27 protein-coding genes are annotated in these 24902 nt (G+C 58.3%); 23 read left to right on the top strand and 4 right to left on the bottom strand.

The features are described 5' to 3' along the window. Window positions 1-30: 30 nt before the first annotated feature. Complete coding sequence (gene bglJ / locus ACSVHP_RS03430) at window positions 31-666, bottom strand: DNA-binding transcriptional activator BglJ (protein WP_234673904.1); 636 nt, start codon at window positions 664-666, stop codon at window positions 31-33. Further along, window positions 663-1400 carry a LuxR C-terminal-related transcriptional regulator gene (locus tag ACSVHP_RS03425; protein ID WP_234673822.1) on the bottom strand — a complete coding sequence of 246 codons (738 nt, stop codon included), beginning with the start codon at window positions 1398-1400 and terminating at the stop codon, window positions 663-665. The genes bglJ and ACSVHP_RS03425 overlap by 4 nt, the downstream gene beginning before the upstream one ends. Before the next feature lie 400 nt (window positions 1401-1800). Here ACSVHP_RS03425 and ACSVHP_RS03420 point away from each other — a divergent pair, with 400 nt between their 5' ends. The 12 genes from ACSVHP_RS03420 to ACSVHP_RS03365 all read left to right on the top strand — a co-directional run bounded on the left by ACSVHP_RS03420 (window position 1801) and on the right by ACSVHP_RS03365 (window position 11400). Continuing rightward, entirely contained in the window at window positions 1801-2577 is a 777-nt protein-coding gene (locus ACSVHP_RS03420) for a threonine/serine ThrE exporter family protein (protein WP_447551002.1), read from the top strand. Then, window positions 2568-3041 (top strand): threonine/serine exporter, encoded by a 474-nt coding sequence (locus ACSVHP_RS03415; protein WP_234673903.1) that lies wholly within the window; start codon window positions 2568-2570, stop codon window positions 3039-3041. Before ACSVHP_RS03420 ends, ACSVHP_RS03415 begins: the two co-directional genes overlap by 10 nt. Window positions 3042-3108: 67 nt before the next feature. Continuing rightward, window positions 3109-3750, top strand: a complete 642-nt coding sequence (locus ACSVHP_RS03410) for a TetR family transcriptional regulator (RefSeq protein WP_447551001.1) — start codon at window positions 3109-3111, stop codon at window positions 3748-3750. Window positions 3751-3791: 41 nt separating this feature from the next. Further along, window positions 3792-4244 (top strand): MarR family winged helix-turn-helix transcriptional regulator, encoded by a 453-nt coding sequence (locus ACSVHP_RS03405; RefSeq protein ID WP_447551000.1) that lies wholly within the window; start codon window positions 3792-3794, stop codon window positions 4242-4244. An 84-nt stretch (window positions 4245-4328) separates the two neighbouring features. Further along, window positions 4329-4757, top strand: coding sequence for an organic hydroperoxide resistance protein (locus ACSVHP_RS03400; RefSeq protein WP_023310299.1), 429 nt, complete (start codon window positions 4329-4331; stop codon window positions 4755-4757). A 115-nt stretch (window positions 4758-4872) separates the two neighbouring features. Continuing rightward, window positions 4873-5418, top strand: a complete 546-nt coding sequence (gene dnaT / locus ACSVHP_RS03395; RefSeq protein WP_417313907.1) for a primosomal protein DnaT — start codon at window positions 4873-4875, stop codon at window positions 5416-5418. Continuing rightward, window positions 5415-6152: a DNA replication protein DnaC gene (gene dnaC, locus ACSVHP_RS03390; protein WP_234673816.1), complete on the top strand. Its 738-nt coding sequence runs from the start codon at window positions 5415-5417 to the stop codon at window positions 6150-6152. Before dnaT ends, dnaC begins: the two co-directional genes overlap by 4 nt. A gap of 87 nt (window positions 6153-6239) precedes the next feature. Beyond that, entirely contained in the window at window positions 6240-6722 is a 483-nt protein-coding gene (locus ACSVHP_RS03385) for a DUF2501 domain-containing protein (protein WP_265178133.1), read from the top strand. A gap of 259 nt (window positions 6723-6981) precedes the next feature. Then, window positions 6982-9273, top strand: a complete 2292-nt coding sequence (opgB, locus tag ACSVHP_RS03380) for a phosphatidylglycerol--membrane-oligosaccharide glycerophosphotransferase (protein ID WP_447550999.1) — start codon at window positions 6982-6984, stop codon at window positions 9271-9273. Between the two features lie 188 nt (window positions 9274-9461). Beyond that, a complete protein-coding gene (locus tag ACSVHP_RS03375; protein ID WP_447550998.1) occupies window positions 9462-10007 on the top strand; it encodes a helix-turn-helix transcriptional regulator in 546 nt (181 codons plus the stop codon). A gap of 176 nt (window positions 10008-10183) precedes the next feature. Next, window positions 10184-10924 (top strand): winged helix-turn-helix domain-containing protein, encoded by a 741-nt coding sequence (locus ACSVHP_RS03370; protein WP_447550997.1) that lies wholly within the window; start codon window positions 10184-10186, stop codon window positions 10922-10924. Between the two features lie 2 nt (window positions 10925-10926). Then, complete coding sequence (locus ACSVHP_RS03365) at window positions 10927-11400, top strand: hypothetical protein (RefSeq protein WP_447550996.1); 474 nt, start codon at window positions 10927-10929, stop codon at window positions 11398-11400. Between the two features lie 67 nt (window positions 11401-11467). Here the strand turns inward: ACSVHP_RS03365 and tsr are convergent, their stop codons facing one another. Together tsr and hpaR are read right to left on the bottom strand one after the other, a co-directional pair. After that, complete coding sequence (gene tsr / locus ACSVHP_RS03360) at window positions 11468-13132, bottom strand: methyl-accepting chemotaxis protein (protein ID WP_447550995.1); 1665 nt, start codon at window positions 13130-13132, stop codon at window positions 11468-11470. Window positions 13133-13298: 166 nt separating this feature from the next. After that, window positions 13299-13736 carry a homoprotocatechuate degradation operon regulator HpaR gene (gene hpaR, locus ACSVHP_RS03355; RefSeq protein WP_234673810.1) on the bottom strand — a complete coding sequence of 146 codons (438 nt, stop codon included), beginning with the start codon at window positions 13734-13736 and terminating at the stop codon, window positions 13299-13301. 268 nt (window positions 13737-14004) lie between these two features. On the opposite strand from hpaR, the gene hpaG reads away from it, so the two are divergent. The 11 genes from hpaG to ACSVHP_RS03300 all read left to right on the top strand — a co-directional run bounded on the left by hpaG (window position 14005) and on the right by ACSVHP_RS03300 (window position 24758). Then, entirely contained in the window at window positions 14005-15279 is a 1275-nt protein-coding gene (hpaG, locus tag ACSVHP_RS03350) for a 4-hydroxyphenylacetate degradation bifunctional isomerase/decarboxylase (RefSeq protein ID WP_447550994.1), read from the top strand. Beyond that, window positions 15276-16742: a 5-carboxymethyl-2-hydroxymuconate semialdehyde dehydrogenase gene (hpaE, locus tag ACSVHP_RS03345; RefSeq protein WP_447550993.1), complete on the top strand. Its 1467-nt coding sequence runs from the start codon at window positions 15276-15278 to the stop codon at window positions 16740-16742. Before hpaG ends, hpaE begins: the two co-directional genes overlap by 4 nt. A 1-nt stretch (window position 16743) precedes the next feature. Beyond that, window positions 16744-17598, top strand: coding sequence for a 3,4-dihydroxyphenylacetate 2,3-dioxygenase (hpaD, locus tag ACSVHP_RS03340; RefSeq protein WP_447550992.1), 855 nt, complete (start codon window positions 16744-16746; stop codon window positions 17596-17598). Between the two features lie 9 nt (window positions 17599-17607). Further along, window positions 17608-17988, top strand: a complete 381-nt coding sequence (locus tag ACSVHP_RS03335; RefSeq protein WP_447550991.1) for a 5-carboxymethyl-2-hydroxymuconate Delta-isomerase — start codon at window positions 17608-17610, stop codon at window positions 17986-17988. 184 nt (window positions 17989-18172) lie between these two features. Continuing rightward, entirely contained in the window at window positions 18173-18976 is an 804-nt protein-coding gene (gene hpaH, locus ACSVHP_RS03330; protein WP_234673805.1) for a 2-oxo-hept-4-ene-1,7-dioate hydratase, read from the top strand. 9 nt (window positions 18977-18985) lie between these two features. Then, on the top strand, window positions 18986-19783 hold the full coding sequence (gene hpaI, locus ACSVHP_RS03325) for a 4-hydroxy-2-oxoheptanedioate aldolase (protein ID WP_447550990.1): 798 nt from the start codon (window positions 18986-18988) through the stop codon (window positions 19781-19783). Window positions 19784-19804: 21 nt separating this feature from the next. Then, complete coding sequence (gene hpaX / locus ACSVHP_RS03320) at window positions 19805-21136, top strand: 4-hydroxyphenylacetate permease (protein WP_447550989.1); 1332 nt, start codon at window positions 19805-19807, stop codon at window positions 21134-21136. A 9-nt stretch (window positions 21137-21145) separates the two neighbouring features. Continuing rightward, a complete protein-coding gene (gene hpaA, locus ACSVHP_RS03315; protein ID WP_447550987.1) occupies window positions 21146-22078 on the top strand; it encodes a 4-hydroxyphenylacetate catabolism regulatory protein HpaA in 933 nt (310 codons plus the stop codon). A 177-nt stretch (window positions 22079-22255) separates the two neighbouring features. After that, window positions 22256-23818 carry a 4-hydroxyphenylacetate 3-monooxygenase, oxygenase component gene (gene hpaB / locus ACSVHP_RS03310; protein WP_447550985.1) on the top strand — a complete coding sequence of 521 codons (1563 nt, stop codon included), beginning with the start codon at window positions 22256-22258 and terminating at the stop codon, window positions 23816-23818. A gap of 17 nt (window positions 23819-23835) precedes the next feature. Beyond that, a complete protein-coding gene (locus tag ACSVHP_RS03305; protein ID WP_234673800.1) occupies window positions 23836-24348 on the top strand; it encodes a 4-hydroxyphenylacetate 3-monooxygenase reductase subunit in 513 nt (170 codons plus the stop codon). A gap of 152 nt (window positions 24349-24500) precedes the next feature. Next, a complete protein-coding gene (locus tag ACSVHP_RS03300; RefSeq protein WP_447550983.1) occupies window positions 24501-24758 on the top strand; it encodes an HTH domain-containing protein in 258 nt (85 codons plus the stop codon). Window positions 24759-24902: the final 144 nt, after the last annotated feature.

The raw sequence follows: 24902 nt of genomic DNA, 5'->3' as shown, positions 1-24902 counted from the left end.
GCCAGAATGACTCTGGCGCGCGAAAAGGGATTACGAGAACGCCGAAACCGTTAGTGCACTTCGGCGGGCTTCCCCAACGGGGAGATGAGTCAGAAGATCCGCCGCGTCCAGCAGCCCCACGTCCGAATTCACCCCCAGCTTCACCATGGCGTTAAACTTATGCGCACGGATGGTTTTAATATTACGTTCAAGCTGCGTCGCGATTTCAGGGATGGAGTACCCGAACGACATATAGCGCAAAATCGCCCGTTCGGTTGGACTCAGCATCCGGTTCTGGCTCACATACCAGTGGTTCAGCATGTTGTCATTCACGCGCCGGGTTTCACTCAGCAAGGCTGAAAGCTCATCACGAAGATGAGTAAGCGAAACGGCTTTGTTCATGATGCCGTGCAGACGCGATGGCGAAAGATGGCTCACCAGCTTTGCTTCCATTTCATCCGCCGCTAACACAATGCGCTGAATATCGTTATGCGTATGCGCAAGCTCGCGCATACAGGATAAACAGCTGCGGCGCTCTTCACGTGCATCTGAAAGTGAATAGATCACTGCGAAAAAAGATGTGTGAGGCAGCGCGGCTTTCAGGCTGTCGAACTGACTAAACAGGTGCAGCTTGTACTGGTTGAGCGGCGACATGGCGAAAAGATGTGCCAGCCCAACCGCACTCATTGAGCAATTTTCAATGACGGCGATATGTCTTGTTGCAGTGGTCTTTTCCATTCTTCAAACTCTCCATACGCTGACATTAAGCTCAGCTCTCTCATTCCCTGCGCACTGCTGATCCATGCGTACATATCGGCATTGCTGCGTAGCGATAACCGGCGCATCGCACTGTTTTTCTGGGCGCTGATGGTTTTATTGCTCTTCTTAAGCAGAGTCGCAATTTGGTTTATTCCCCAACCTTTACCCAGCAGTCTCAGTACCTTACGTTCAGAATGGGTCAGTACGATAAAGGGTTCGCTCTTTTCGCCAAATTCCGCTGCATCCGGAGTTAATAATGTCTGACTGATTCGTTCAGCTCGTTCACTTCCAGCACGAATCGCACTTACCACACCTTCAATCGGTTCCATATCCGACAGTAAAGTTGTTTCGGGGCGCATAAGAAGTTCAACGGCGCTCGAATATAACGGTCGAGAAACGAGAAATATCCAGTGAATACTGCGATACTGATTTAATAACCCGTAATATTGTTCGAGGGTTCCTCGCGGGTTTCGATAATCACCTGAAATATCGGCAATAATAACGTCAGCTCTGCGCAGTTGCAGCAGAGTAAGTTCTTGCAGGGAGCGGCAAAATGTCAGCTCATAATCCGGGAAATTCCGCGCCATGACGCTACCCAGACCAGACTGCATTACAGGTATTTTACTGATCACAACTCCGTGTTTACCATTTGCTGGCAACATAGGTCCTCCGAATCCTTTCTTTTGTACTCAAAAATGTCAAATGCATTCAGGCAGGTTTTAATTACCCACTGAATGAAAGCAGAAAATTAATTGCAGAAATTAAGATAAAGTTTGAAGAATTAAGAATTACCCCAAACAAGGCTAATATCTCATAAATGACAATAAATTTTAATTACGTTAACATTAAAATAATGAAAATTTAAAGTTAGAAATACTAAATATATATATCGAATAGTTTAAATTTTATTATTCATCAAATTAATTATTAACGCGACTTAACCGCGTCATTTACTCTGACGCTGATTGCAAAATCCTTGATCTCACCCAGAGCAAGCGGACCTGCACTTCGTGCTAAAAGTAAACATTCCGGGCCGTTACCTCTCATCTTTTCAGGGCGAACATGCAGGCAGATCAGTCAACGCAACGAGCCGTAACGCGGCTGTGTATCCAGTGCGGGCTCTTCCTTTTACAGCACGGGGCGGAAAGCGCGCTCGTAGAAGAGCTCTCGACCCGCCTGGGGCTGGCGCTGGGGATGGACAGCGTCGAGAGCGCCATCTCGTCAAACGCCATTGTGCTCACCACCATTAAAGACGGGCGCTGCCTGACCTCAACGCGTAAAAACCACGATCGCGGCATCAATATGCACGTCGTCACCGAAGTGCAGCATATCGTGATTCTGGCGGAGCATAAGCTTCTGGATCTAAAGGATATCGAGAAGCGCTTCAGCCAAATCAAACCGCTGCGCTACCCGCGCTGGCTGGTGGTGCTGATGGTCGGGCTGTCCTGCGCCTGTTTTTGCAAGCTCAACAGCGGCGGCTGGGACGGCGCGCTGATCACCTTTTTCGCCGCCAGTCTCGCCATGTACGTTCGCCAGCTGCTGACCCACCGCCAGCTGCATCCGCAAATCAATTTCTGTATTACCGCCTTTGTGGCGACCACGGTGTCGGGCCTGCTGCTGCGCCTGCCCGCGTTCGCCGCGACGCCGACCGTCGCCATGGCCGCCAGCGTGCTGCTGCTGGTGCCGGGCTTCCCGCTGATTAACGCCGTGGCCGACATGTTCAAAGGGCACATCAACACCGGCCTCGCGCGATGGGCCATCGCCAGCCTGCTGACGCTGGCGACCTGTATCGGCGTGGTGATGGCGATGACGCTATGGGGGTTACGCGGATGGGCGTGATTGAGTTTCTGCTGGCGCTGGCCCAGGACATGATGCTGGCGGCGATCCCGGCCGTGGGGTTTGCGATGGTGTTTAACGTTCCACAGCGTGCGCTGCCGTGGTGCGCGCTGCTGGGCGCCGTCGGCCACGGCTCGCGGATGGTGATGATGACCGCAGGGTTTAACATCGAATGGTCGACCTTCATGGCCTCCATGCTGGTTGGCAGCATCGGCATCCAGTGGTCACGCTGGTATCTGGCGCACCCGAAAGTGTTCACCGTGGCGGCGGTGATCCCGATGTTCCCCGGCATTTCGGCCTACACCGCGATGATTTCCGCCGTCAAAATCAGCCACTTCGGCTACAGCGAGCCGCAGATGATCCTTCTGCTGAGCAATTTCCTTAAGGCCTCGTCCATCGTGGGGGCGCTCTCCATCGGCCTCTCAATCCCCGGATTATGGCTGTACCGCAAGCGCCCGCGCGTTTGAGATTTGTGTTCTCCCGCTGCCATGGTGATAATCGCTGAATTCCGTTTGGTGAAGATAAGGACGTGAAGTGGCTAACCCTAGCAGCGAAACCCCCGATCACAATGAAGAGTCCAGCCTGAAGGATAAGATTTTCCAGAGCGCTATCGCCCTGTTTGCCGAATACGGGCTGAACGGCGCGCGCATGGAGCAGATTGCCGAAAAAGCCGGGACCACCAAGCGGATGGTGGTGTACCACTTCAAGAATAAAGAAAACCTGTACCTTCTGGCGCTTGAGTATGTGTATACCCAAATCCGCGCCAGCGAAAAGCAGTTAAGCCTGGCCGGAATGCCGCCGGTGGAAGCCCTGGTGGAGCTGGTCGAAGCCACCTTTGACTATCACGCCGACCACCCGGACTACATCCGCATCATCTGCATGGAGAACATGCAGCGCGGCCGCTTTATGCAGCAGTCGAGCTACCTGCGTCAGGTTAACCGCAGCGCGCTTGAGCTGCTTGAAGGCATCCTCCAGCGCGGCAAAGAGAAGCAGCTGTTCAACCAGACGGTCGACGCGCGCGATCTCCATCGCCTGATCAGCAGCTTCAGCTTCCACTACGTCGCCAACAGCTACACCTTTACGCTGCTGTTCGAAGACGGTGCGGATGAACAGGCCCAGCGCCAGCACTACCGTAAAATGGCGGTACAGGTCGCGCTTCGCTACACCTGCCCATAAAATCGCTTGCAATTAAATCGCGCACTATCTATATTCAACCTATGAACGCAAAAACGAACGACGCCACCGCCGCGCTGCTGCTGGATAACCAGCTTTGCTTTGCCCTGTACTCGGCAAACCTGGCGCTTAACAAGCTGTACCGGCAGCTGCTGGCACCGCTGAACCTGACCTATCCGCAATACCTGGTGATGCTGGTGCTGTGGGAGCAGGACGACGTAACGGTGTCGGAGATCGGCGAACGTCTGTTTCTGGATTCGGCAACGCTCACGCCGCTGCTGAAACGTCTGGAGAGCGCGGGTCTGATTAACCGCCATCGCTCCCGCAAGGACGAGCGTCAGGTGGTAGTCACCCTGAGCGACGCGGGGCGCAGTCTGCAACAGCAGGCGGTCGATATTCCGCAGGCCGTAGGATGTGCGGCACAGTGCGATACCGCGACCATGACCGCGCTCAAACAGCAGCTCGACCTGTTGCGACAACAGCTTCAACGCGCGTAACGCTATACTTTACGCGTTCTTTTATACCTATATAAATCGCGCGCTATTTAATAGCGCACATAAACGTAAGATGAGGAACCTGCCATGTCTTTAGAAAAAGTTGTTTATACCGCCAAAGCCAAAGCCACCGGAGGCCGTGACGGCCGCGCTACCTCTTCCGACGGCGTTCTTGACGTCAAACTCGGTGTGCCAAAAGAGATGGGCGGCATGGGTGGCGAAGTGACCAACCCGGAACAGCTGTTCGCGGCGGGCTACTCTGCCTGCTTCCTGGGCGCGATGAAATTCGTCGCCGCGCGTGACAAATTCACTCTGCCTAAAGACGCGTTTATCGAAGGCGAAGTGGGTATCGGCCCGCTGCCGACCGGTTTTGGCATCGAAGCGAAGCTGAACATTCACGTTGAAGGGATGGATCCGGCTGAAGCCAAAAAGCTGGTGGACGCGGCGCACATCGTGTGCCCTTACTCTAACGCCACACGCGGCAATATCGACGTCACGCTGAACATTATCGCCTGATAACAGCGCCCCCGGCAGGCATCGCGCTGCCGGGGAAATCCCCTCCTTCCCCTCCCCCTCTCTGTGCTACCATAAGCCCATATCACGCCCGTAGTAACCCAGTAGAGAAAGCGTTATGTCCTCCAGAATTTTGACCACCAGCATTGCTGGCATTGATGCCTTTATGCGCGATCCCCGCGGTGTGCTCGACAGCGCCGAAAGCGGTACCGTCGCGGTATTTGCGGATAACGCTCCGGCGTTTTATGCCATCACGCCTGAACGTCTTGCCCGGCTTCTGGAGATCGAAGCGCGACTTTCGCGCCCGGTAAACGACGTCACGCTCGATAGCCAGTTCTTCGAAGAACCCGACAACGCCCCGATTGCCGTGCCGATGGGCAAATTTCCCATGTATGCGGGCTGGCAGCCGGATGCGGATTTCCAGCGTCAGGCCGCCCTGTGGGGCGTTGCGCTTTCGCAGCCGGTCACGCCCGAAGAGCTGGCCGCGTTTACCGCCTACTGGCAGGCGGAAGGTAAAGTGTTCCACCATATTCAGTGGCAGCAAAAGCTCGCACGCAGCATCCAGATCGGCCGCGCCAGCAACGGCGGCCAGCCAAAACGCGATATCAATGCGTTTTCAGAACCAGACAAACAGATCCCTAACGGATTCCGAGGTGTGAAATGAAAAACGTCGGCGACCTGATGAAACGTCTGCAAAAAATGATGCCAGCCAACGTCAAACCGGCCTTTACGACCGGGGAAGAGCTGCTGGCCTGGCAAAAGGAGCAGGGGGAGATCCGCGCCGCCGCCCTCGCCCGCGAAAACCGCGCCATGAAGATGCAGCGCACCTTCAACCGCTCGGGCATTCGCCCGCTGCACCAGAACTGCTCGTTTGATAACTACAAGGTTGAAACCCAGGGACAGATGAACGCCCTGGCCGCCGCGCGTCAGTACGTCGACGAGTTCGATAACAACATCGCCAGCTTTATCTTCAGCGGCAAGCCCGGCACCGGAAAGAACCACCTCGCCGCCGCCATCTGCAACGAGCTGCTGCTGCGCGGGAAATCGGTGCTGATCATTACCGTTGCCGACATCATGTCGGCGATGAAAGACACCTTCAGCAACCGCGAAACCAGCGAAGAGCAGCTGCTGAACGATCTGAGCAACGTCGATTTGCTGGTCATTGACGAGATTGGCGTGCAGACCGAGTCGCGCTACGAAAAAGTCATCATCAACCAGATCGTCGATCGCCGCTCCTCGTCCAAGCGCCCCACCGGGATGCTGACTAACCACAATATTGACGAGATGACCCGCCTGCTGGGCGAGCGCGTGATGGATCGCATGAAGCTCGGCAACAGCCTGTACGTCATTTTTGACTGGGAAAGCTACCGCAGCCGCGTGACCGGCAAAGAGTATTAGGAAAGTTCCACGGCTTGCGGGGCGCGTCAGAGGTATATACTGGTGCCACTTTCAGCCCGAATACGGGCATTGCTTGAGTAGGCTAAGATGAAAAAACAGTTAATTTTCAGCACGGTATTAGGCGCAATGCTGGTTTGCGGCGTTGCACAGGCGGCCTCCTGGCAGGAGTCTCTGTCCAGCGCGGCGAACGAACTCACTAAAGAGAGCAGCGGCACGCAGGGCGGGCTGTCGGCCTCTTCCCTTACCGGCCTGCTGGGCAACAGCTCCCAGAGCCTGAGCGCGGGCACCATGAATAACGCGGCGGGGATCCTGGAGTATTGCGCGAAGCAAAAACTGGCCTCGGTGACGGATACCCAAAACATCAAAAATCAGGTGCTGGGCAAGCTGGGTCTGGATACCCAGGAGCAGAAGCAGGACACCAACTATATGGACGGGATCCAGGGTCTGCTTAACGCGCAAAACGGCCAGCAGCTTAACCTGAGCACCCTCGGCAACTCCTCACTGGCTAAACAGGTGAAAACCAAAGCCTGCGATCTGGTGCTAAAACAAGGCGTTAATTTCCTCTCCTGATCGGCCCCTTTTTTTGCCACAACACGCCGCGTTTTCCAGGCTACTTTAGCCGCGCGGCGTCAAACGACTGTTTTCCCTTTTAAGCCCTCTCTCAGCGCCCGCATAGCGGAATGCGAACCCGATCAAAATTCCGATTTTATAAACCAAATCCTAACCACAGCACATTTTCATGACACTAAAATTGCAGCCAGCCGACATCGCCATTACATTGTATGACCCAAAAAATAATCAATTAAACTGACCTCATGAGGATTTGCTGTTGTCAGAGTTAATGTCCCTCTTCCTCTTCCTGGCCTCTGTCGGCGTTTACGCCACAAAAGCCGGGCGTAACACCTGGTGGTTTGTCGCCACCCTGGTGGTGCTTGGTATTTTTATTGTTTTAAACATTACCCTTTATGCCAGCGATTATTTTACCGGTGACGGTATTAACGACGCGGTGCTCTACACCCTCACCAACAGCCTGACCGGCGCGGGGGTGGGCAAATACATTCTGCCTGGCCTCGGCATTGTGGTCGCGCTGGTGGTGATTTTCGGCTCCCTGGCCTGGGTGCTGCGCCGTCGTCGCCATCATCCTCACCACGTCGGCTACAGCCTGCTGGCGCTGTGTCTCGCGCTGGCCTCCGTGGACGCCAGCCCGGCGTTTCAGCAGGTTACCGAGCTGGTGAAATCCCAGTCGCGCGACGGCGATCCGGATTTCGCCGCCTATTACAAAGAGCCCGCGAAGAAGATAGACAATCCAAAGCTCAACCTGGTCTACATCTACGGCGAAAGCCTGGAGCGCACCTATTTTGATAACAATGCCTTCCCGAACCTCACCCCCGAGCTGGGCGCGCTGAAGGATCAGGGCCTCGATTTCAGCCACACCGTGCAGCTGCCGGGCACCGATTACACCATCGCCGGGATGGTCGCCTCCCAGTGCGGTATTCCGCTGTTTGCGCCGTTTGAGGGCAACGCGTCGGCCTCCATGTCGAGCTTCTTCCCGCAGAATATCTGTCTGGGCGATATCCTGAAAAACTCCGGCTACGAGAACTATTTTGTGCAGGGCGCGAACCTGCGCTTTGCCGGGAAAGACGTGTTCCTGAAATCGCACGGTTTTGAGCACCTGTACGGCTCGGAAGAGTTAAAAACCACGGTCGCCGATCCCGCCTATCGCAACGACTGGGGCTTCTACGACGACACCGTGCTGGAAGAAACCTGGAAAAAATTCGAAGAACTGTCTCAGTCGGGCAAGCGGTTCTCGCTGTTCGCCCTGACGGTGGATACGCACCACCCTGACGGCTTTGTCTCGCGCACCTGCAAGCGCAAAAACTACGATATCGACGGTAAGAGCAATAAGTCGTTTAGCGCGGTGACCTGTAGCCAGGAGCACATCGCGGCGCTTATCGAGAAAATCAAAGCCTCGCCGTACTTCAAGAATACGGTGATTGTGGTGTCGTCTGACCATCTGGCAATGAAAAACAGCGCCTGGGACGAGCTGAACAAGCAGGATCGCAGCAACCTGTTCTTCGTCCTGCGCGGCGACCGGCCGCAGCAGGAGGTGATTGCCACCAGGCGTAACTCGATGGATAACGGCGCGACGGTGCTGGATATCCTGGGCGGCGATAACTTCATCGGGCTGGGGCGCAGCACCCTGTCCGGGCAGTCGCTGTCGGAGGTCTTCCTCAACATGAAGGAAAAAATCCTCGCCTGGAAGCCGGACATCATCCGTCTGTGGAACTTCCCGAAAGAGATGAAGGATTTCACCATCGACCAGCAGAAAGGGATGATTGCCTTCTCCGGCAGCCATTTCCGCCTGCCGCTGCTGGTGCGGGTGTCCGACAAGCGCGTTGAACCGCTGCCGGAAAGTGAATACTCCGCGCCGCTGCGCTACCAGCTGGCGGATTTCGCCCCGCGCGATAACTTCGTCTGGATTGACCGCTGCTACAAGATGGGCCAGCTCTGGTCTCAGCCGCTGTCGCTCTCAACCGACTGGTGCGTGTCTCAGGGGCAGCTGGGCGGCGAGCAGAGCGTGCAGCACGTCGACAACGCGCAGTGGAAGGGGAAAACCGCGTTTAAGGACACGGTGATCGACACCGCGCGCTACCAGCGTAACGTCGACATGCTGAAAATCAGCGACAACGATATCCGCTACAAGGCCGACAGCTTTATCTTTAACGTGGCCGGCGCGCCGGAAGAGGTGAAGCAGTTTAGCGGCATCTCGCGCCCGGAATCCTGGGGACGCTGGTCGAACGCGCAGCTGGGCGACGAGGTGAAAATCGAGTACGCCCATCCGCTACCGGAGAAATTTGACCTGGTGATCACCGCCAAAGCGTTCGGCCCTAACGCCAACCACCCGATCCCGGTGCGCGTGGGCGATAAAGAGCAGGCGCTGACGCTCGGCAATGAGGTGACCACCACCACCCTGCACTTCAACAACCCGTCGCGCAGCAACACGGTCGTCATCGTTCCGCCTGAACCGCAGTCCACCAACGAGGGCAATATTCTCGGCCACTCCCCGCGCAGGCTGGGTATCGGCATGGTCGAGATTAAGATCGTCAGCAGCGAAGGCTAAAACACTCCGCGCCCGGTATTCTACCGGGCGCGCAATTTGTAAATCAAAATCCTATAAATCTCTTATAAACTGAATTAAAGCTCTTAATTTAAGGTAAATTTATTTATAAATATCCTGTAAGAGAGCAACTACTTACACTGCGAACGTATACATTATCGGCAGGCTTCCAGCAGAAGTAAGTAAACAACATGTCTACCCCCTCACACCCCAACTATCAAATCATTATCCTGAGCGACAACTACTTTCTCTGGCTCGGCCTGAAAACGGCCATCGACACCATGATGACGCCGCGTCCTGATATTTTCTGGATCAACGAGGTCAGCCCGGAGAGCATTTTCCGGATGCGCGAGCAGGTGATGAAGAGTCATCCGGAGCGCCACTGGCTGGTCTTTACCGATGCCTCGCGCATCAGCGATATCCAGATTTATCTCCCGGCCGATCGGGTGAAGGTGATGGCCGACGACCTGAGCGTTTCCCGGCTGATGCTGAGCCTGCGAAGCGGCGACTTCACGAGCGCCAGCGTGCCTGACGCAACCCTTACCCGCTCCGAACTGCGGGTCTGCACGCTAATCAGCAAAGGGATCAGCCTGGTGCGCATCGCCCAGCTGCTGAACAAATCGCCCAAAACCATCTACACCCACAAGCGCAACGCGATGAGTAAATTCCACTGCCATAACCTGGCGGAATTTCACCGCAAAATCTGCCTGCTGGAGCAGAAGTCGCTCTACCTGTGACGACAATTTCACCGCTACGCCGCGCGTTTATGCTCATTTAGTAATCCGGGCAAAAACCAGCATGGATCAATGTTATCGGTAACATTTTGGCTAAAATAGTGCTCTGACCAGATGAACAGTGCGTTCAACGCTCACCGTTTGTATTCCGTTCTCTCTGCTTTTTTTAGCCAAAACCTATGAAATTCCTGCTTGCTGATACCCTTGTCTATAACGACGAAGACGGCTCTTTTGCTCTTGTCGACACGCCAGAAGAGGCGCCGCAGATGCTCACCGGCATCGCCAACGCCATCATGAAACTGCTGGTGAATCAACACGGTAACGTGGTGGAGCGTGAGGCGTTTCTGCGCCAGGTCTGGGACGAGCGCGGGCTGCAAGGCTCCAATAACTCGCTCAATCAGTACATCAGCATTCTGCGTAAAATTCTGGCGGGGCTGGTCCCCGACGCGCTGTTTATCGTCACCGTGCCGAAGGTGGGATTTATGCTGAGCGCCGAGCTGCCGGTGCTCCCGCTTCGCAACGCCTCAGGCGAGCGCGAGCCGTCGGGCAGGCAAGGCGGCTTTCGCTTTGAGCTGCTGTTTTGCTGCCTGCTGACGCTGGTAGTGGTCGCGCTAAGCCTCTGGTCGGTAGTGATGAAAGGGGAAGAGGATCGGACGGAAATGCATCTGCTGACCCACATCGGCACGTGTCCGGTTTACACGTTTTCGCCGCTCGCCGACGTGTTTCACGATAAGGCCATCAGTCTTACGCAGACGATCCAGCGCGACGGTCACTTTGCCTGTCAGCAAAACGCCATCTTCTATCTGCACGTACAAAACGGGCTGCTCTACGGTCATGAGGGGCGGCTGGTGCTGTCGCAATGTTTCCTGAACCAGGATAAAGCCAGCGCCTGCCGCACGCTTTATCACTACGAGTGGTGATCATGACACGTCAAAACATAGCGCTGACTGTCGCCTTCAACCTGATTCTGGTCGCTGCGGCCCTGTTCTGGTATTTCCACACCCCGCCGCTCTCTCTGGTCTGCCAGGGCAATCTCGACTTCTCCGATCGCCGTGCCGCCAGCCTGTTTAACTTTGAAGGCAGCGTGACCCTGCGCTTCCATCCCGACGGCAGCGGGTATATCACCCTCAACGGCGACGTCAGCAAAGATGCGCACCGGTGGCAGGTGTCCCGTCAGGAAACCTTCCGCTGGCAGCACATGCAGGATTCGCTGTATGAGATAACCATCCGCAAGATAGAACGCTACGCCCACGATGAGCTGCCGGACGGAATATTAGAAAAGTATGTGGCAGGGTTAACGCTGGGGAACAAGCGGCTGTTGACGCTGGAGCGCACGCCGGAAGAGGCGGTGGTGGTCAGTAATTTTTACTCGCCGCTGCTGATTTGTACGGACTGAGCGACGGCGTTTTGCGCCGACAAAAAAGCCGGGCAGGCGTCACCGCCGCCCGGCTTTATCACGTGACTTAGAAGGTTTCCCAGTTGTCGCCCGCATCGGCGGTCGCGGTTTTACGCGCCATCACCGGGGTTGCAACAGGCTTCGCGGAGGCGAACTCGCGCGCCTTCATTTGCTCCTGCTGGATGCGGAATACCGCCACCGCCTGAGTCAGACGGCTCGCCTGCTCCTCCAGCGCTGCCGCTGCCGCGGCGGACTCTTCCACCAGCGAGGCGTTCTGCTGGGTCACGCGATCCATCTCGGCTACCGCCAGACCCACCTGGTCGATACCGCGGCTCTGCTCGTCGGACGCAGAGGCGATTTCACCCATGATGTCGGTTACGCGGGTGACCGCATTCACGATCTCACCCATGGTCTCCCCGGCGCTTTCCACCAGCGTTGAGCCGATTTCCACGCGGCCTACGGAGTCCTCAATCAGGCTCTTGATCTCGCGCGCCGCCTGGGCGCTGCGCTGCGCCAGGTTACGCACTTCACCGGCGACCACCGCAAAGCCACGCCCCTGCTCGCCCGCGCGCGCCGCTTCTACCGCCGCGTTCAGCGCCAGAATGTTGGTCTGGAAGGCAATCCCGTCGATCACGCTGATAATATCGGCAATCTTCTGCGAACTGCCCGCGATATCGCGCATGGTTTGCACCACGTTATCTACCACTTTACCGCCCTTCTGCGCGGTTTCAGAGGCGCTCAGCGCGAGGTTACTCGCCTGACGGGCGTTCTCGGCGTTTTGCTTCACGGTCGCGGTCAGCTGTTCCATGCTGGCAGCGGTCTCCTCCAGGGAAGCGGCCTGCTGCTCGGTACGGGACGACAGATCGTTGTTGCCCATCGAGATTTCGCTCGCGCCGCTGTAGATGGCGTTGGCACCGTTACGCACGTCACCGACGGTACGCACCAGCTCACCCTGCATATGGCGCAGCGTGTCGGCCAGTTCGCCCATTTCATTGGTGCCTTCCACGTCGATGCGCTTTACGAGGTCGCCGCTGGCGATATGGCGGATGCTGTCGATAAGACGGTTCAGCGGCGAAATCAGCGCCTGCTTGATGCCCAGCCAGACGGCAATAATCACCACCAGCACCGCCACCAGCACGCTGATCAGGATCCAGATCGCCTGCGTGTAGGAGCTGTTGCTGTCCTTCACCGCGGTTTCATAGAGCTTGTCGTTCTGTTGCAGGTAGTTAACGTACTGCTTCTCAAAACCATCCTGATAGCTCTGGGTCGGCTGGTCGAAGAAGGCGTTGATTTTACCTGCGCCCAGCAGCTGAATCAGCTCCGCCAGCGCGCCGTGGTAGATATCGTAGTTACGCTTAATTTCCTGCGCGGCGGCGTCGCTCTGACGCGGGTCGCGCGGCTGGGCTTCATAGTCGGCCCAGTTTTTTTCCGCCTGCTTCAGAGAAGCGGACGCAATCTGCATCAGATCGGACACGGTCGCGCCGCTGCCGATGTTGTTCTGATCCATCATGTAGCGGATACCCGCGCGGTTCAGGGTATTACGGGTTTGCAGCAACGCCACCCAGCTGCCGTTCAGCGTGGATTGTTGCTGGCGAATGGTTTGCAGGACGGTGAAGTTCTCTTTGTCATGCTTGAGCGCATTAAAGAAAAGACCACCGGAGGTGAGTTGTAAAAGGCCAAATATAGCTAAGACCAGCAGCAGGCTGGTGACAATCTTGATACGGTTTAACATGTTTTCTCTTTCCATCAGACAGATAACAGAATTTTCGGCCTGGAAAGGGAAAACTTTACGAAAAACGTACTGGTAAGAGGGGTTTAGCGCCCCGCGTTATGTTGATGATGCCCGTAATGTAGTCCAGATTGACGATATATCCCTTAATACTTAGTGGGTTATCTCGCTACTCGTCGCGCGCCGCGATATGCCGATTTCCTAAATCAATAAACTCCTCCAGCAGCGCGGTCAGCTGCTTCATCTTCTCCGGCGTGAATTCCGCTTCAATTTGCTGGTAGGCCTCTTCCACCTGCGCCTGGGCGTGCTGATAGAGCGCGTTGCCCTCTTTGGTGAGCGACACGTACAGCTTGCGCTGGTCATTAACCGGCTTTAAGCGCAGCACCAGCCCGTCGCGCTCCATGCGGGTGAGGATCCCCGTCAGGCTGGGGCGCAAGATGCAGGTGCGAAACGCCAGATCGTGAAAATCCATCGACGGATGCTCGGCCAGCACGCGTACGATCCGCCACTGCTGCTCCGTCAGGTTGTGCCGCTTCACAATCGGGCGGAAATAGCCCATCGCCGCTTCCCGCGCCTGCAAAAGTGCAATCGTTAATGAGTCATGCATAACCGCCCCCGAAAATCGTTAACAAGTAAATGATTGTGATTCGATGATTTTATAAACACCCGTTTTCCCTCGAAAAAGTCTAACAGAAATCACACAAGATAATTAAGTAACTGATATAGATAATTAATATCTGCAATATGTAAATTTATTGTTACTCAAATCACAAATAATTCACTTCTGGTTGCGAAACGTCCAGCGAAAGCATAAAAACAGATCATTAACATATTAATGAAATTGCGATCGGACGATCGGCCTGAGGAGTTTATGCATGAAAGGTACAGTTTTTGCCGTAGCGCTTAACCATCGAAGCCAGATTGAGGCCTGGGGCGAGGCGTTCAGTTCCGCGCCCTACGTCACCCCGCCGAAAACCGCCGTCTGGTTTATTAAACCGGGCAACACCGTCATCCGCGCGGGCGAACCTATCCCCTTCCCGCAGGGGGAAACGGTGCTCAGCGGCGCCACCGTGGCGCTGGTAGTGGGCAAAAAGGCCAGCCGGGTGCGCGTGGAAGAGGCCGCAGGCTACATTGCCGGGTACGCGCTCGCCAACGAGGTAAGCCTGCCGGAAGAGAGCTTTTACCGCCCGGCGATCAAGGCCAAATGCCGGGACGGATTTTGCCCGCTGGGGGAGCTTGTCCCGCGCGACAGCGTCGATAACCTGACCATCATCACCGAGATCAACGGTCGCGAAGCCGACCACTGGAACACCGCCGACTTACAGCGCAGCGCCGCCGAGCTGCTCAGCGCGTTGAGCGAGTTCGCCACCCTGAACCCCGGCGACGCCATTCTGCTCGGCACCCCGCACGACCGCGTGGCGCTCCACCCCGGCGATCGGGTGCGTATTCTGGCCGAGGGTTTCCCGGCGCTGGAGAACCCGGTGGTCAATGAAGAGGATGTGGCCCCGGCGCGCCCTCACCCGCACGCCACGCTGTTTGCGCTGGGGCTGAACTACGCGGATCACGCCAGCGAGCTGGACTTCAGGCCGCCCACCGAGCCGCTGGTTTTCATCAAAGCGCCGAACACCTTCAACGGTGAAAACCAGACCTCGGTGCGCCCGAACAACGTCGACTATATGCACTACGAAGCGGAGCTGGTGGTGGTGATCGGCAAAACCGCGCGCAGGGTCAGCGAGGCCGAGGCGATGGACTTTGTTGCGGGCTACAGGGTCTGCAACGACTACGCCATTCGCGACTATCTCGAAAACTACTACCGCCCGAACCTGCGGGTGAAAAGCCGCGACGGGCTGACGCCCATCTCCTCCACCCTGGTGCCGAAAGCGGCCATCCCCGACCCGCACAACCTGGCCCTGCGCACTTACGTGAACGGCGAACTGCGACAGGAGGGGACAACGGCAGATCTGATCTTCAGCATTCCGTTCCTGGTAGCGTACTTAAGCGAATTCATGACCCTGCAACCGGGCGACATGATCGCCACCGGCACGCCAAAAGGGCTGTCCGACGTGCGCCCGGGGGATGAAGTGGTGGTGGAAGTGAAGGGCGTGGGTCGCCTGGTCAACCGGATTGTGAGTGAGGAAACGGCAAAATGAAAAAGATAAACCACTGGATCAACGGTAAAAACGTCGCGGGAAGCGAGTACTTCCACACCACCAACCCGGCCTCTGGCGAGGTGTTAGCAGAGGTCGCCTCGGGCGGTGAAGCGGAGGTACATCAGGCCGTGGCGGCCGCCAAAGAGGCGTTCCCGAAATGGGCCAACCTGCCGATGAAGGAGCGGGCGCGCCTGATGCGCCGTCTGGGGGATCTGATCGACCAGAACGTGCCGGAGATCGCCGCGATGGAAACCGCCGACACCGGCCTGCCGATCCACCAGACCAAAAACGTGCTGATCCCCCGCGCCTCGCACAACTTCGAGTTTTTCGCCGAGGTGTGCCAGCAGATGAACGGCAAAACCTACCCGGTCGACGACACGATGCTCAACTACACGCTGGTGCAGCCGGTGGGCGTCTGCGCGCTGGTGTCGCCGTGGAACGTACCCTTTATGACCGCCACCTGGAAGGTCGCCCCCTGCCTGGCGCTGGGCAACACGGCGGTGCTGAAGATGTCTGAACTCTCGCCGCTCACCGCCGATCGTCTGGGCGAGCTGGCGCTGGAGGCGGGCATCCCGGCGGGCGTGCTGAACGTGGTGCAGGGCTACGGCGCGACGGCGGGCGATGCGCTGGTGCGCCATCACGACGTGCGGGCCGTGTCGTTCACCGGCGGCACCGCCACCGGGCGCAACATCATGAAAAACGCCGGGCTGAAGAAGTACTCCATGGAGCTGGGGGGCAAATCCCCGGTGCTGGTTTTTGAAGATGCCGACATCGAGCGCGCGCTGGACGCCGCCCTGTTCACCATCTTCTCCATCAACGGCGAGCGCTGCACGGCTGGCTCGCGCATCTTCATTCAGCAGAGCATCTACCCGGAGTTTGTTAAACGCTTTGCCGAGCGCGCCAGCCGCCTGCGCGTGGGCGATCCGACCGATCCCAACACCCAGATTGGCGCGCTCATCAGCCAACAGCACTGGGAAAAAGTCTCCGGCTACATTCGTCTCGGCATTGAAGAAGGGGCAACCCTGCTGGCGGGCGGACCGGACAAACCGACCGATCTGCCCGCGCACCTGAAGGGCGGCAACTTCCTGCGCCCGACCGTGCTGGCGGACGTCGATAACCGGATGCGCGTGGCGCAGGAGGAGATCTTCGGGCCGGTGGCCTGCCTGCTGCCGTTTAAGGACGAAGCGGAAGGGCTGCGTCTGGCGAACGACGTGGAGTACGGACTGGCGTCCTACATCTGGACGCAGGACGTCAGCAAGGTGCTGCGCCTGGCACGCAGCATCGAAGCGGGCATGGTGTTTGTGAATACCCAGAACGTGCGCGACTTACGCCAGCCGTTTGGCGGCGTGAAGGCCTCCGGCACCGGGCGCGAAGGGGGTGAATACAGCTTTGAGGTGTTCGCCGAGATGAAAAACGTCTGTATCTCAATGGGCGATCACCCAATTCCGAAATGGGGAGTCTGATATGGGAAAGTTAGCGTTAGCGGCCAAAATCACCCACGTTCCGTCGATGTATCTCTCTGAGATACCGGGCAAAAACTTCGGCTGTCGCCAGTCGGCCATCGACGGGCATAAAGAGATCGGCAAGCGCTGCCGCGAGATGGGCGTCGATACCATTATCGTGTTCGACACCCACTGGCTGGTGAACAGCGCGTACCACATTAACTGTGCGGACCATTTTGCGGGCGTCTACACCAGCAACGAGCTGCCGCACTTTATCCGCGACATGCCCTACGACTACAACGGCAACCCGGAGCTGGGCCAGCTGATTGCCGACGAAGCGGTGAAGCTCGGCGTGCGCGCCAAAGCGCACAACATTCCGAGCCTGAAGCTGGAGTACGGCACGCTGGTGCCGATGCGCTACATGAACGCGGATAAGCACTTCAAGGTGGTTTCTATTTCGGCGTTTTGCACGGTTCACGACTTCGCAGACAGCCGCAGGCTCGGCGAGGCCATCGTCAGCGCCATCGAGAAATATGACGGCACCGTGGCGGTGCTCGCCAGCGGCTCGCTGTCGCACCGCTTTATCGACGACCAGCGCGCGGAAGAAGGGATGAACAGCTACACCCGCGAGTTTGACCGTCAGATGGACGAGCGGGTGGTGAAGCTGTGGCGCGAGGGCCAGTTCAAAGAGTTTTGCAGCATGCTGCCGGAGTACGCGGACTACTGCTACGGCGAGGGCAACATGCACGACACGGTGATGCTGCTGGGGATGCTCGGCTGGGATAAATACGAGGGCAAGGTGGAGTTTCTCACCGAGCTGTTCGCCAGTTCCGGCACCGGGCAGGTGAACGCCGTTTTCCCGCTGCCCGCCGCATAAGGAGCGACCATGCCGCATTTTATTGCTGAATGTACCGACAATATCCGCGAGCAGGCCGACCTGCCGGGGCTGTTCGCCAAAGTGAACGAGGCGCTGGCCGCCACGGGGATTTTCCCGCTCGGCGGGATCCGCAGCCGCGCCCACTGGCTGGATACCTGGCAGATGGCCGACGGGAAGCAGGATTACGCCTTTGTGCATATGACGCTGAAGATTGGCGCCGGGCGCAGCCTGGAGAGCCGGGAAGCGGTGGGGGAGATGCTGTTTGCGCTGATTAAAGAGCACTTCGCCGGGCTGATGGAGGCGCGCTATCTGGCGCTGTCGTTTGAGCTCGACGAGCTGCATCCGACGCTGAATTACAAGCAGAACAACGTGCACGGGTTGTTTACGTAGCCGTCTGATGCCCTCACCCCGGCCCTCTCCCACGGGGAGAGGGAGAAAAAAACAGCAGCACGGTCTGTCCCCTCTCCCTTTGGGAGAGGGTTAGGGTGAGGGGTAATCTCTGCGGCCTGCTGCCCTCACCCCGGCCCTCTCCCACGGGGAGAGGGAGAAAACAAACATACAACAGGAAACCGCCATGCTCGACAAACATACCCATACCCTGATCGCCCATCGTCTGCATCAGGCGGAACAATCCCGGGAGCAGATCCGCGCGATCTCCCTCGATTATCCGGACATCACGATTGAGGACGCCTACGCCGTTCAGCGCGAGTGGGTCAGCCTGAAAATCGCCGAAGGACGCGTGCTGAAGGGCCACAAAATCGGCCTCACCTCCAAAGCGATGCAGGCCAGCTCTCAAATCAGCGAACCGGACTACGGCGCGCTGCTCGACGACATGTTTTTCCACGACGGCAGCGATATCCCCGTCGATCGCTTTATCGTTCCGCGCATCGAAGTGGAGCTGGCCTTCGTGCTGGCAAAACCCCTGCGCGGCCCGAACTGTACCCTTTTCGACGTCTACAACGCCACGGATTATGTGATCCCCGCGCTGGAGCTGATCGACGCCCGCTGCCACAACGTCGATCCTGAAACCCAGCGCCCGCGCAAGGTGTTCGACACCATCTCCGATAACGCCGCCAACGCGGGGGTGATCCTCGGCGGTCGCCCGATCAAGCCCGACGAGCTGGATCTGCGCTGGATCTCCGCCCTGCTCTATCGCAACGGCGTAATCGAGGAAACCGGCGTCGCCGCCGGGGTGCTGAACCACCCGGCCAACGGCGTGGCGTGGCTGGCGAACAAACTCGCGCCCTACGACGTGCAGCTTGAGCCGGGGCAGATCGTTCTGGGCGGTTCGTTTACCCGTCCGGTGACCGCCAGCAGGGGCGACACCTTCCACGTCGACTACGGCAACATGGGCTCTATCAGCTGCCGCTTTGTGTAGGAGAAGGCCATGGAAAACGCATTCAAAACCGCGCTCAAGTCAGGCAAACCGCAGATCGGCCTGTGGCTCGGGCTGACCAGCAGCTACAGCGCCGAACTACTGGCGGGAGCGGGCTTCGACTGGCTGCTGATCGACGCCGAGCACGCGCCGAATAACGTCCAGACCGTGCTCACCCAGCTTCAGGCTATCGCCCCCTATCCCAGCCAGCCGGTGGTGCGCCCGTCGTGGAACGATCCGGTGCAGATCAAACAGCTGCTGGACGTGGGGGCGCAGACCCTGCTGCTGCCGATGGTGCAAAACGCCGACGAGGCGCGTCTGGCGGTAAGTGCCACCCGCTATCCACCTACGGGCATTCGCGGCGTGGGTAGCGCGCTGGCGCGGGCGTCGCGCTGGAACCGCATCCCGGATTATCTGCAACGGGCAAACGACGCCATGTGCGTGCTGGTGCAAATTGAAACCCTAAGAGCGCTGAAAAACCTGCCGCAGATCCTGGACGTCGACGGCGTCGACGGGGTGTTTATCGGCCCGGCGGATCTGAGCGCCGACATGGGCTTTGCCGGAAACCCGCAGCACCCGGAGGTGCAGGCGGCTATCGAACAGGCCATCGCGCAGATCCGCGCCGCCGGAAAAGCCCCCGGCATTCTGATGGCTAACGAAGCGCTGGCCAAACGCTATCTGGAACTCGGCGCGCTGTTTGTTGCCGTTGGCGTCGACACCACCCTACTTGCCCGCAGCGCCGAAGCGCTGGCGGCACGCTTTATCGACAGCCCGGCAACGCCGGTGAATAACAATAAATCCGTCTACTGAACGGACGATATGGAGCGCAGCATGACGACCTCAAAAGCCATAGAACATCGCGTGATTAATAAGCTGTTCCGTCGTTTGATCGTGTTTCTCTTTATCCTGTTTGTCTTCTCGTTTCTCGATCGCATCAACATTGGCTTTGCCGGGCTGACGATGGGCAAAGATCTGGGCCTCACCTCGACGATGTTCGGCCTTGCGGCAACGCTTTTTTACGTCACCTACGTGCTGTGCGGGATCCCGAGCAACATCATGCTGGCGAAGATCGGCGCGCGCCGCTGGATCGCCGGGATCATGGTGGTGTGGGGCATCGCCTCCACCTGCACCATGTTCGCCACCAGCCCACAAACGCTCTACGTGCTGCGCATGCTGGTGGGCATTGCCGAAGCCGGATTCCTGCCGGGTATTCTGGTCTATCTGACCTGGTGGTTCCCCGCCTATCACCGCGCCCGCGCCAACGCGCTGTTTATGATTGCGATGCCGGTGACGATGATGCTCGGCTCGATCCTCTCGGGCTACATTCTGGCGCTGGACGGGCTGTGGAACCTAAAGGGGTGGCAGTGGCTGTTCCTGCTGGAAGGGCTGCCGTCGGTGGTGCTCGGGGTGGTAACCTGGTTTTACCTTAACGACACGCCGGACCAGGCCACCTGGCTGGACGTCGAAGAGAAGCAGGCCCTGAAAACGATGATCGCCCGCGAGCAGGAAAACGCCATCGCGCACGCCGCCACGCCGCGATCGACGCTTCGCGAGGTGCTGACCCCGGCAGTGCTGCTCTATACCCTGGCCTACTTCTGTCTGACCAACACGCTCAGTGCGATCAACATCTGGACGCCGCAGATCCTGCAAAGCTTTAACGCTGGCAGCAGCAATATCGTGATTGGCCTGCTGGCGGCGATCCCGCAGTTTTGCACCATCCTCGGGATGATCTGGTGGAGCCGCCGCTCGGACAGGCTGAAAGAGCGAAAAAAGCACACCATCCTGCCGTACCTGTTCGCGGCGGCGGGATGGATGCTGGCCTCGGCGACCGACCACAGCCTGATCCAGCTGCTGGGCATTATCATGGCCTCAACCGGATCCTTTACCGCTATGGCGATATTCTGGACCACGCCGGATCAGGTCATTAGCCTGCAATCCCGGGCGGTGGCGCTGGCGGTGATCAACGCGATCGGTAACGTCGGATCCGCCGTTAGCCCCCTGCTGATCGGCATTCTGCGCGACGCGACCGGGAGCTTCAGTTCGGGGCTGTGGTTCGTCGCCGGGCTGCTGGTGGTGGGCGCGCTGGTGCTGACGCGTATCCCGATGACCCGGCAGGAAAGCCTGGCGCGCGAGCCGGACATCGCGGCGCAGAAGATCCACTGAGGAGCGGTTATGTGCCAAAGCCCGATCGCCAACATCGACATCAGCAAAGAGTACGACGAGAGTCTGGGCACCGATGACGTGCATTATCAGTCGTTTGCCCGCATGGCGGCCTTTTTTGGCCGCGACATGCAGGCGCATCGTCACGACCAGTATTTTCAGATGCACTTTCTCGATACCGGGCAGATTGAGCTTCAGCTCGACGATCACCGCTACTCGGTGCAGGCTCCGCTGTTTGTCCTCACGCCGCCGTCGGTGCCGCACGCGTTTATCACCCAGTCCGACAGCGACGGGCACGTGCTGACGGTGCGCGAAGACCTGATCTGGCCGCTGCTGGAGGTACTCTACCCCGGCACGCGGGAGGCTTTCGGCCTGCCGGGCATGTGCCTGTCGCTGGCGGATAAACCGGACGAGCTGGCGGCGCTGAAGCACTACTGGCAGCTGATCGAGCGGGAATCCACCGCCCAGCTGCCCGGCCGCGAGCACACGCTGGTGCTGCTGGCGCAGGCGGTCTTTACCCTGCTGCTGCGCAACGCGAAGCTCGACGACCACGCCGCCGGGGGAATGCGCGGCGAGCTAAAGCTGTTCCAGCGCTTTAACCAGATGATTGATACCCACTTCCACCAGCACTGGACGGTGCCGGACTTTGCCCGCGAGCTGCACATTACCGAGTCTCGCCTGACCGATATCTGCCGCCGCTTCGCCAACCGCCCGCCGAAGCGGCTCATCTTCGACCGTCAGCTGCGCGAGGCGCGGCGGCTGCTGCTGTTTTCCGACAGCAGCGTGAGCGAGATAGCCTGGCAGCTGGGGTTTAAAGATCCCGCCTATTTCGCCCGCTTTTTTAACCGCCTGACGGGCTGCTCGCCAAGCGCCTATCGGGCGCAGAAGGTGCCGGTGTCCCCTGCTCCCCTCACCCCTGCCCTCTCCCAAAGGGAGAGGGAGTAACCGTCCCCTCTCCCTTTGGGAGAGGGTTAGGGTGAGGGAAATCACACTCTGCGATCTCTCGCGAAAAGTACCCGTCGTTGTCCCATTCGTCCCTTCACGTTACGCCCCTCCCAGGCTTCAATTGAACAACAAAAAGAAAACATAAATTTAACAACACATTTCCGATACGAGGTCCCTATGAAACCTGAAGAGTTCCGCGCTGATGCCAAACGTCCGCTGACCGGCGAAGAGTATTTAAAAAGCCTCCAGGACGGGCGTGAGATTTATATCTACGGCGAGCGCGTCAAAGACGTCACCACGCACCCGGCATTTCGCAACGCGGCGGCCTCCGTCGCCCAGATGTACGACGCGCTGCACAAGCCGGAGATGCAGGACACGCTGTGCTGGGGTACCGATACGGGCAGCGGCGGCTATACCCATAAGTTCTTCCGCGTGGCGAAAAGTGCCGACGACCTGCGCCAGCAGCGCGACGCCATCGCCGAGTGGTCGCGCCTGAGCTACGGCTGGATGGGCCGCACGCCGGACTACAAAGCGGCCTTCGGCTGCGCGCTCGGCGCGAACCCGGCGTTTTACGGCCAGTTCGAGCAGAACGCCCGCAGCTGGTACACCCGCATTCAGGAAACCGGCCTGTACTTTAACCACGCCATCGTGAACCCGCCCATCGACCGCCACAAGCCGGCCGACGAGGTGAAAGATGTCTACATCAAGCTGGAAAAAGAGACCGACGCCGGGATCGTCGTCAGCGGCGCGAAGGTGGTTGCCACCAACTCGGCGCTGACCCACTACAACATGATTGGCTTCGGCTCCGCGCAGGTGATGGGCGAAAACCCGGACTTCGCGCTGATGTTCGTCGCGCCGATGGATGCCGAGGGCGTGAAGCTCATCTCCCGCGCCTCTTACGAGATGGTGGCAGGCGCAACCGGCTCCCCGTATGACTATCCGCTCTCCAGCCGCTTTGACGAGAACGATGCGATTCTGGTGATGGATCATGTACTCATCCCCTGGGAAAACGTGCTGATCTACCGCGATTTCGACCGCTGCCGTCGCTGGACGATGGAGGGCGGCTTCGCCCGCATGTATCCGCTACAGGCCTGCGTGCGTCTGGCGGTGAAGCTCGACTTCATCACCGCGCTGCTGAAAAAGTCGCTGGAGTGTACCGGGACCCTGGAGTTCCGCGGCGTGCAGGCCGATCTCGGCGAAGTGGTGGCCTGGCGCAATATGTTCTGGGCGCTGAGCGACTCCATGTGCTCGGAAGCCACCCCGTGGGTCAACGGCGCGTATCTGCCAGATCACGCGGCGCTGCAAACCTACCGCGTCATGGCCCCGATGGCCTACGCGAAGATTAAGAACATCATCGAGCGTAACGTCACCTCCGGGCTGATCTACCTGCCGTCCAGCGCCCGCGACCTGAATAACCCGCAGATCGACCAGTACCTGGCGAAGTACGTGCGCGGCTCCAACGGCATGGATCACGTCGAACGTATCAAGATTTTGAAACTGATGTGGGATGCCATCGGCAGCGAGTTTGGCGGTCGCCACGAGCTATATGAGATTAACTACTCCGGTAGCCAGGACGAGATCCGCCTGCAATGTCTGCGTCAGGCGCAAAGCTCCGGCAACATGGACAAGATGATGGCGATGGTCGACCGCTGCATGTCCGAGTACGACCAGCACGGCTGGACCGTACCGCACCTGCACAACAACGACGATATCAACATGCTGGATAAGCTGCTGAAATAACGCAGCGGGAGGTTTCAATGCACACTGATGAACAACGCCTGCGCTTTCGCGATGCCATGGCCAGCCTGTCGGCGGCGGTCAACGTCGTCACCACCGACGGGGAAGCGGGCTGCTGCGGGATTACCGCCACGGCGGTCTGCTCGGTAACGGATACGCCGCCGTCGCTGATGGTCTGCATTAACGCCAACAGCGCCATGAACCCGGTGTTTCAGGGCAACGGCAGGCTGTGCGTGAACGTGCTTAACCACGAGCAGGAGATCATGGCCCGCCACTTCGCCGGGATGACCGGAATGACGATGGAGGAGCGCTTTAGCCTCTCCTGCTGGCAAAAAGGGCCGCTGGCGCAGCCGGTGCTGAAAGGAGCGCTGGCAAGCCTGGAGGGTGAAATCAGCCAGGTGCAGACCATCGGCACGCATCTGGTCTATCTGGTGGAAATCAAAAATATCATTCTCAGCAGCGACGGCCACGGCCTGATCTACTTCAAGCGCCGCTTCCACCCGGTAATGATGGAGATGGACGCCGTCCTCTGATCCCCCCGCGCTGGCTCCCCGCCAGCGCGACTTTTCGCAAATAACATTAATGTTTCCGCCCCGGCACGCCGTTAACTATCCATAAGATAAATTTTTCCGGGCCCACATGCTGGCGCTTTTCGCCTGCGGCCCGCCCAACGCTGGATGGTCTTATGGCCCCTTCAATCCGCAGCCGCTCGGCTGAACGCCTGGTTGACATAATTATCACCCTGCACCAGCACGGCAGCGTGAACCGCAACGATCTGATGCGCAAATTTGGCATTACCGAACGCACGGTGTACCGGGATTTGCAGGCCCTCTCGCCCATCATCGAACACGACGGCGAAGGGCAGTATCGGCTGACCGCCCCTTTCCAGCATCGCGAGTGCGAACGTTGCGCAAAGGGTACGTCCGAACCCGCTCAAAATTAGGAAATTCTTAGTGATCACAATCACATATTTTCCCCCGCCGTCGGCGAGCCTGAACCACTCGCCCCCACCTTTGACCGCTTACCGCTCGCTTACAACCACTCACTGATTTACCGTCCTTTACACGCGCAGCTCTCTGGCACGATC

The sequence above is a fragment of the Enterobacter sp. 186315 genome, from assembly GCF_053290175.1.
Note: the sequence above shows the minus strand (reverse complement) of the source record. Positions and strands in the feature narration are given on the sequence as shown.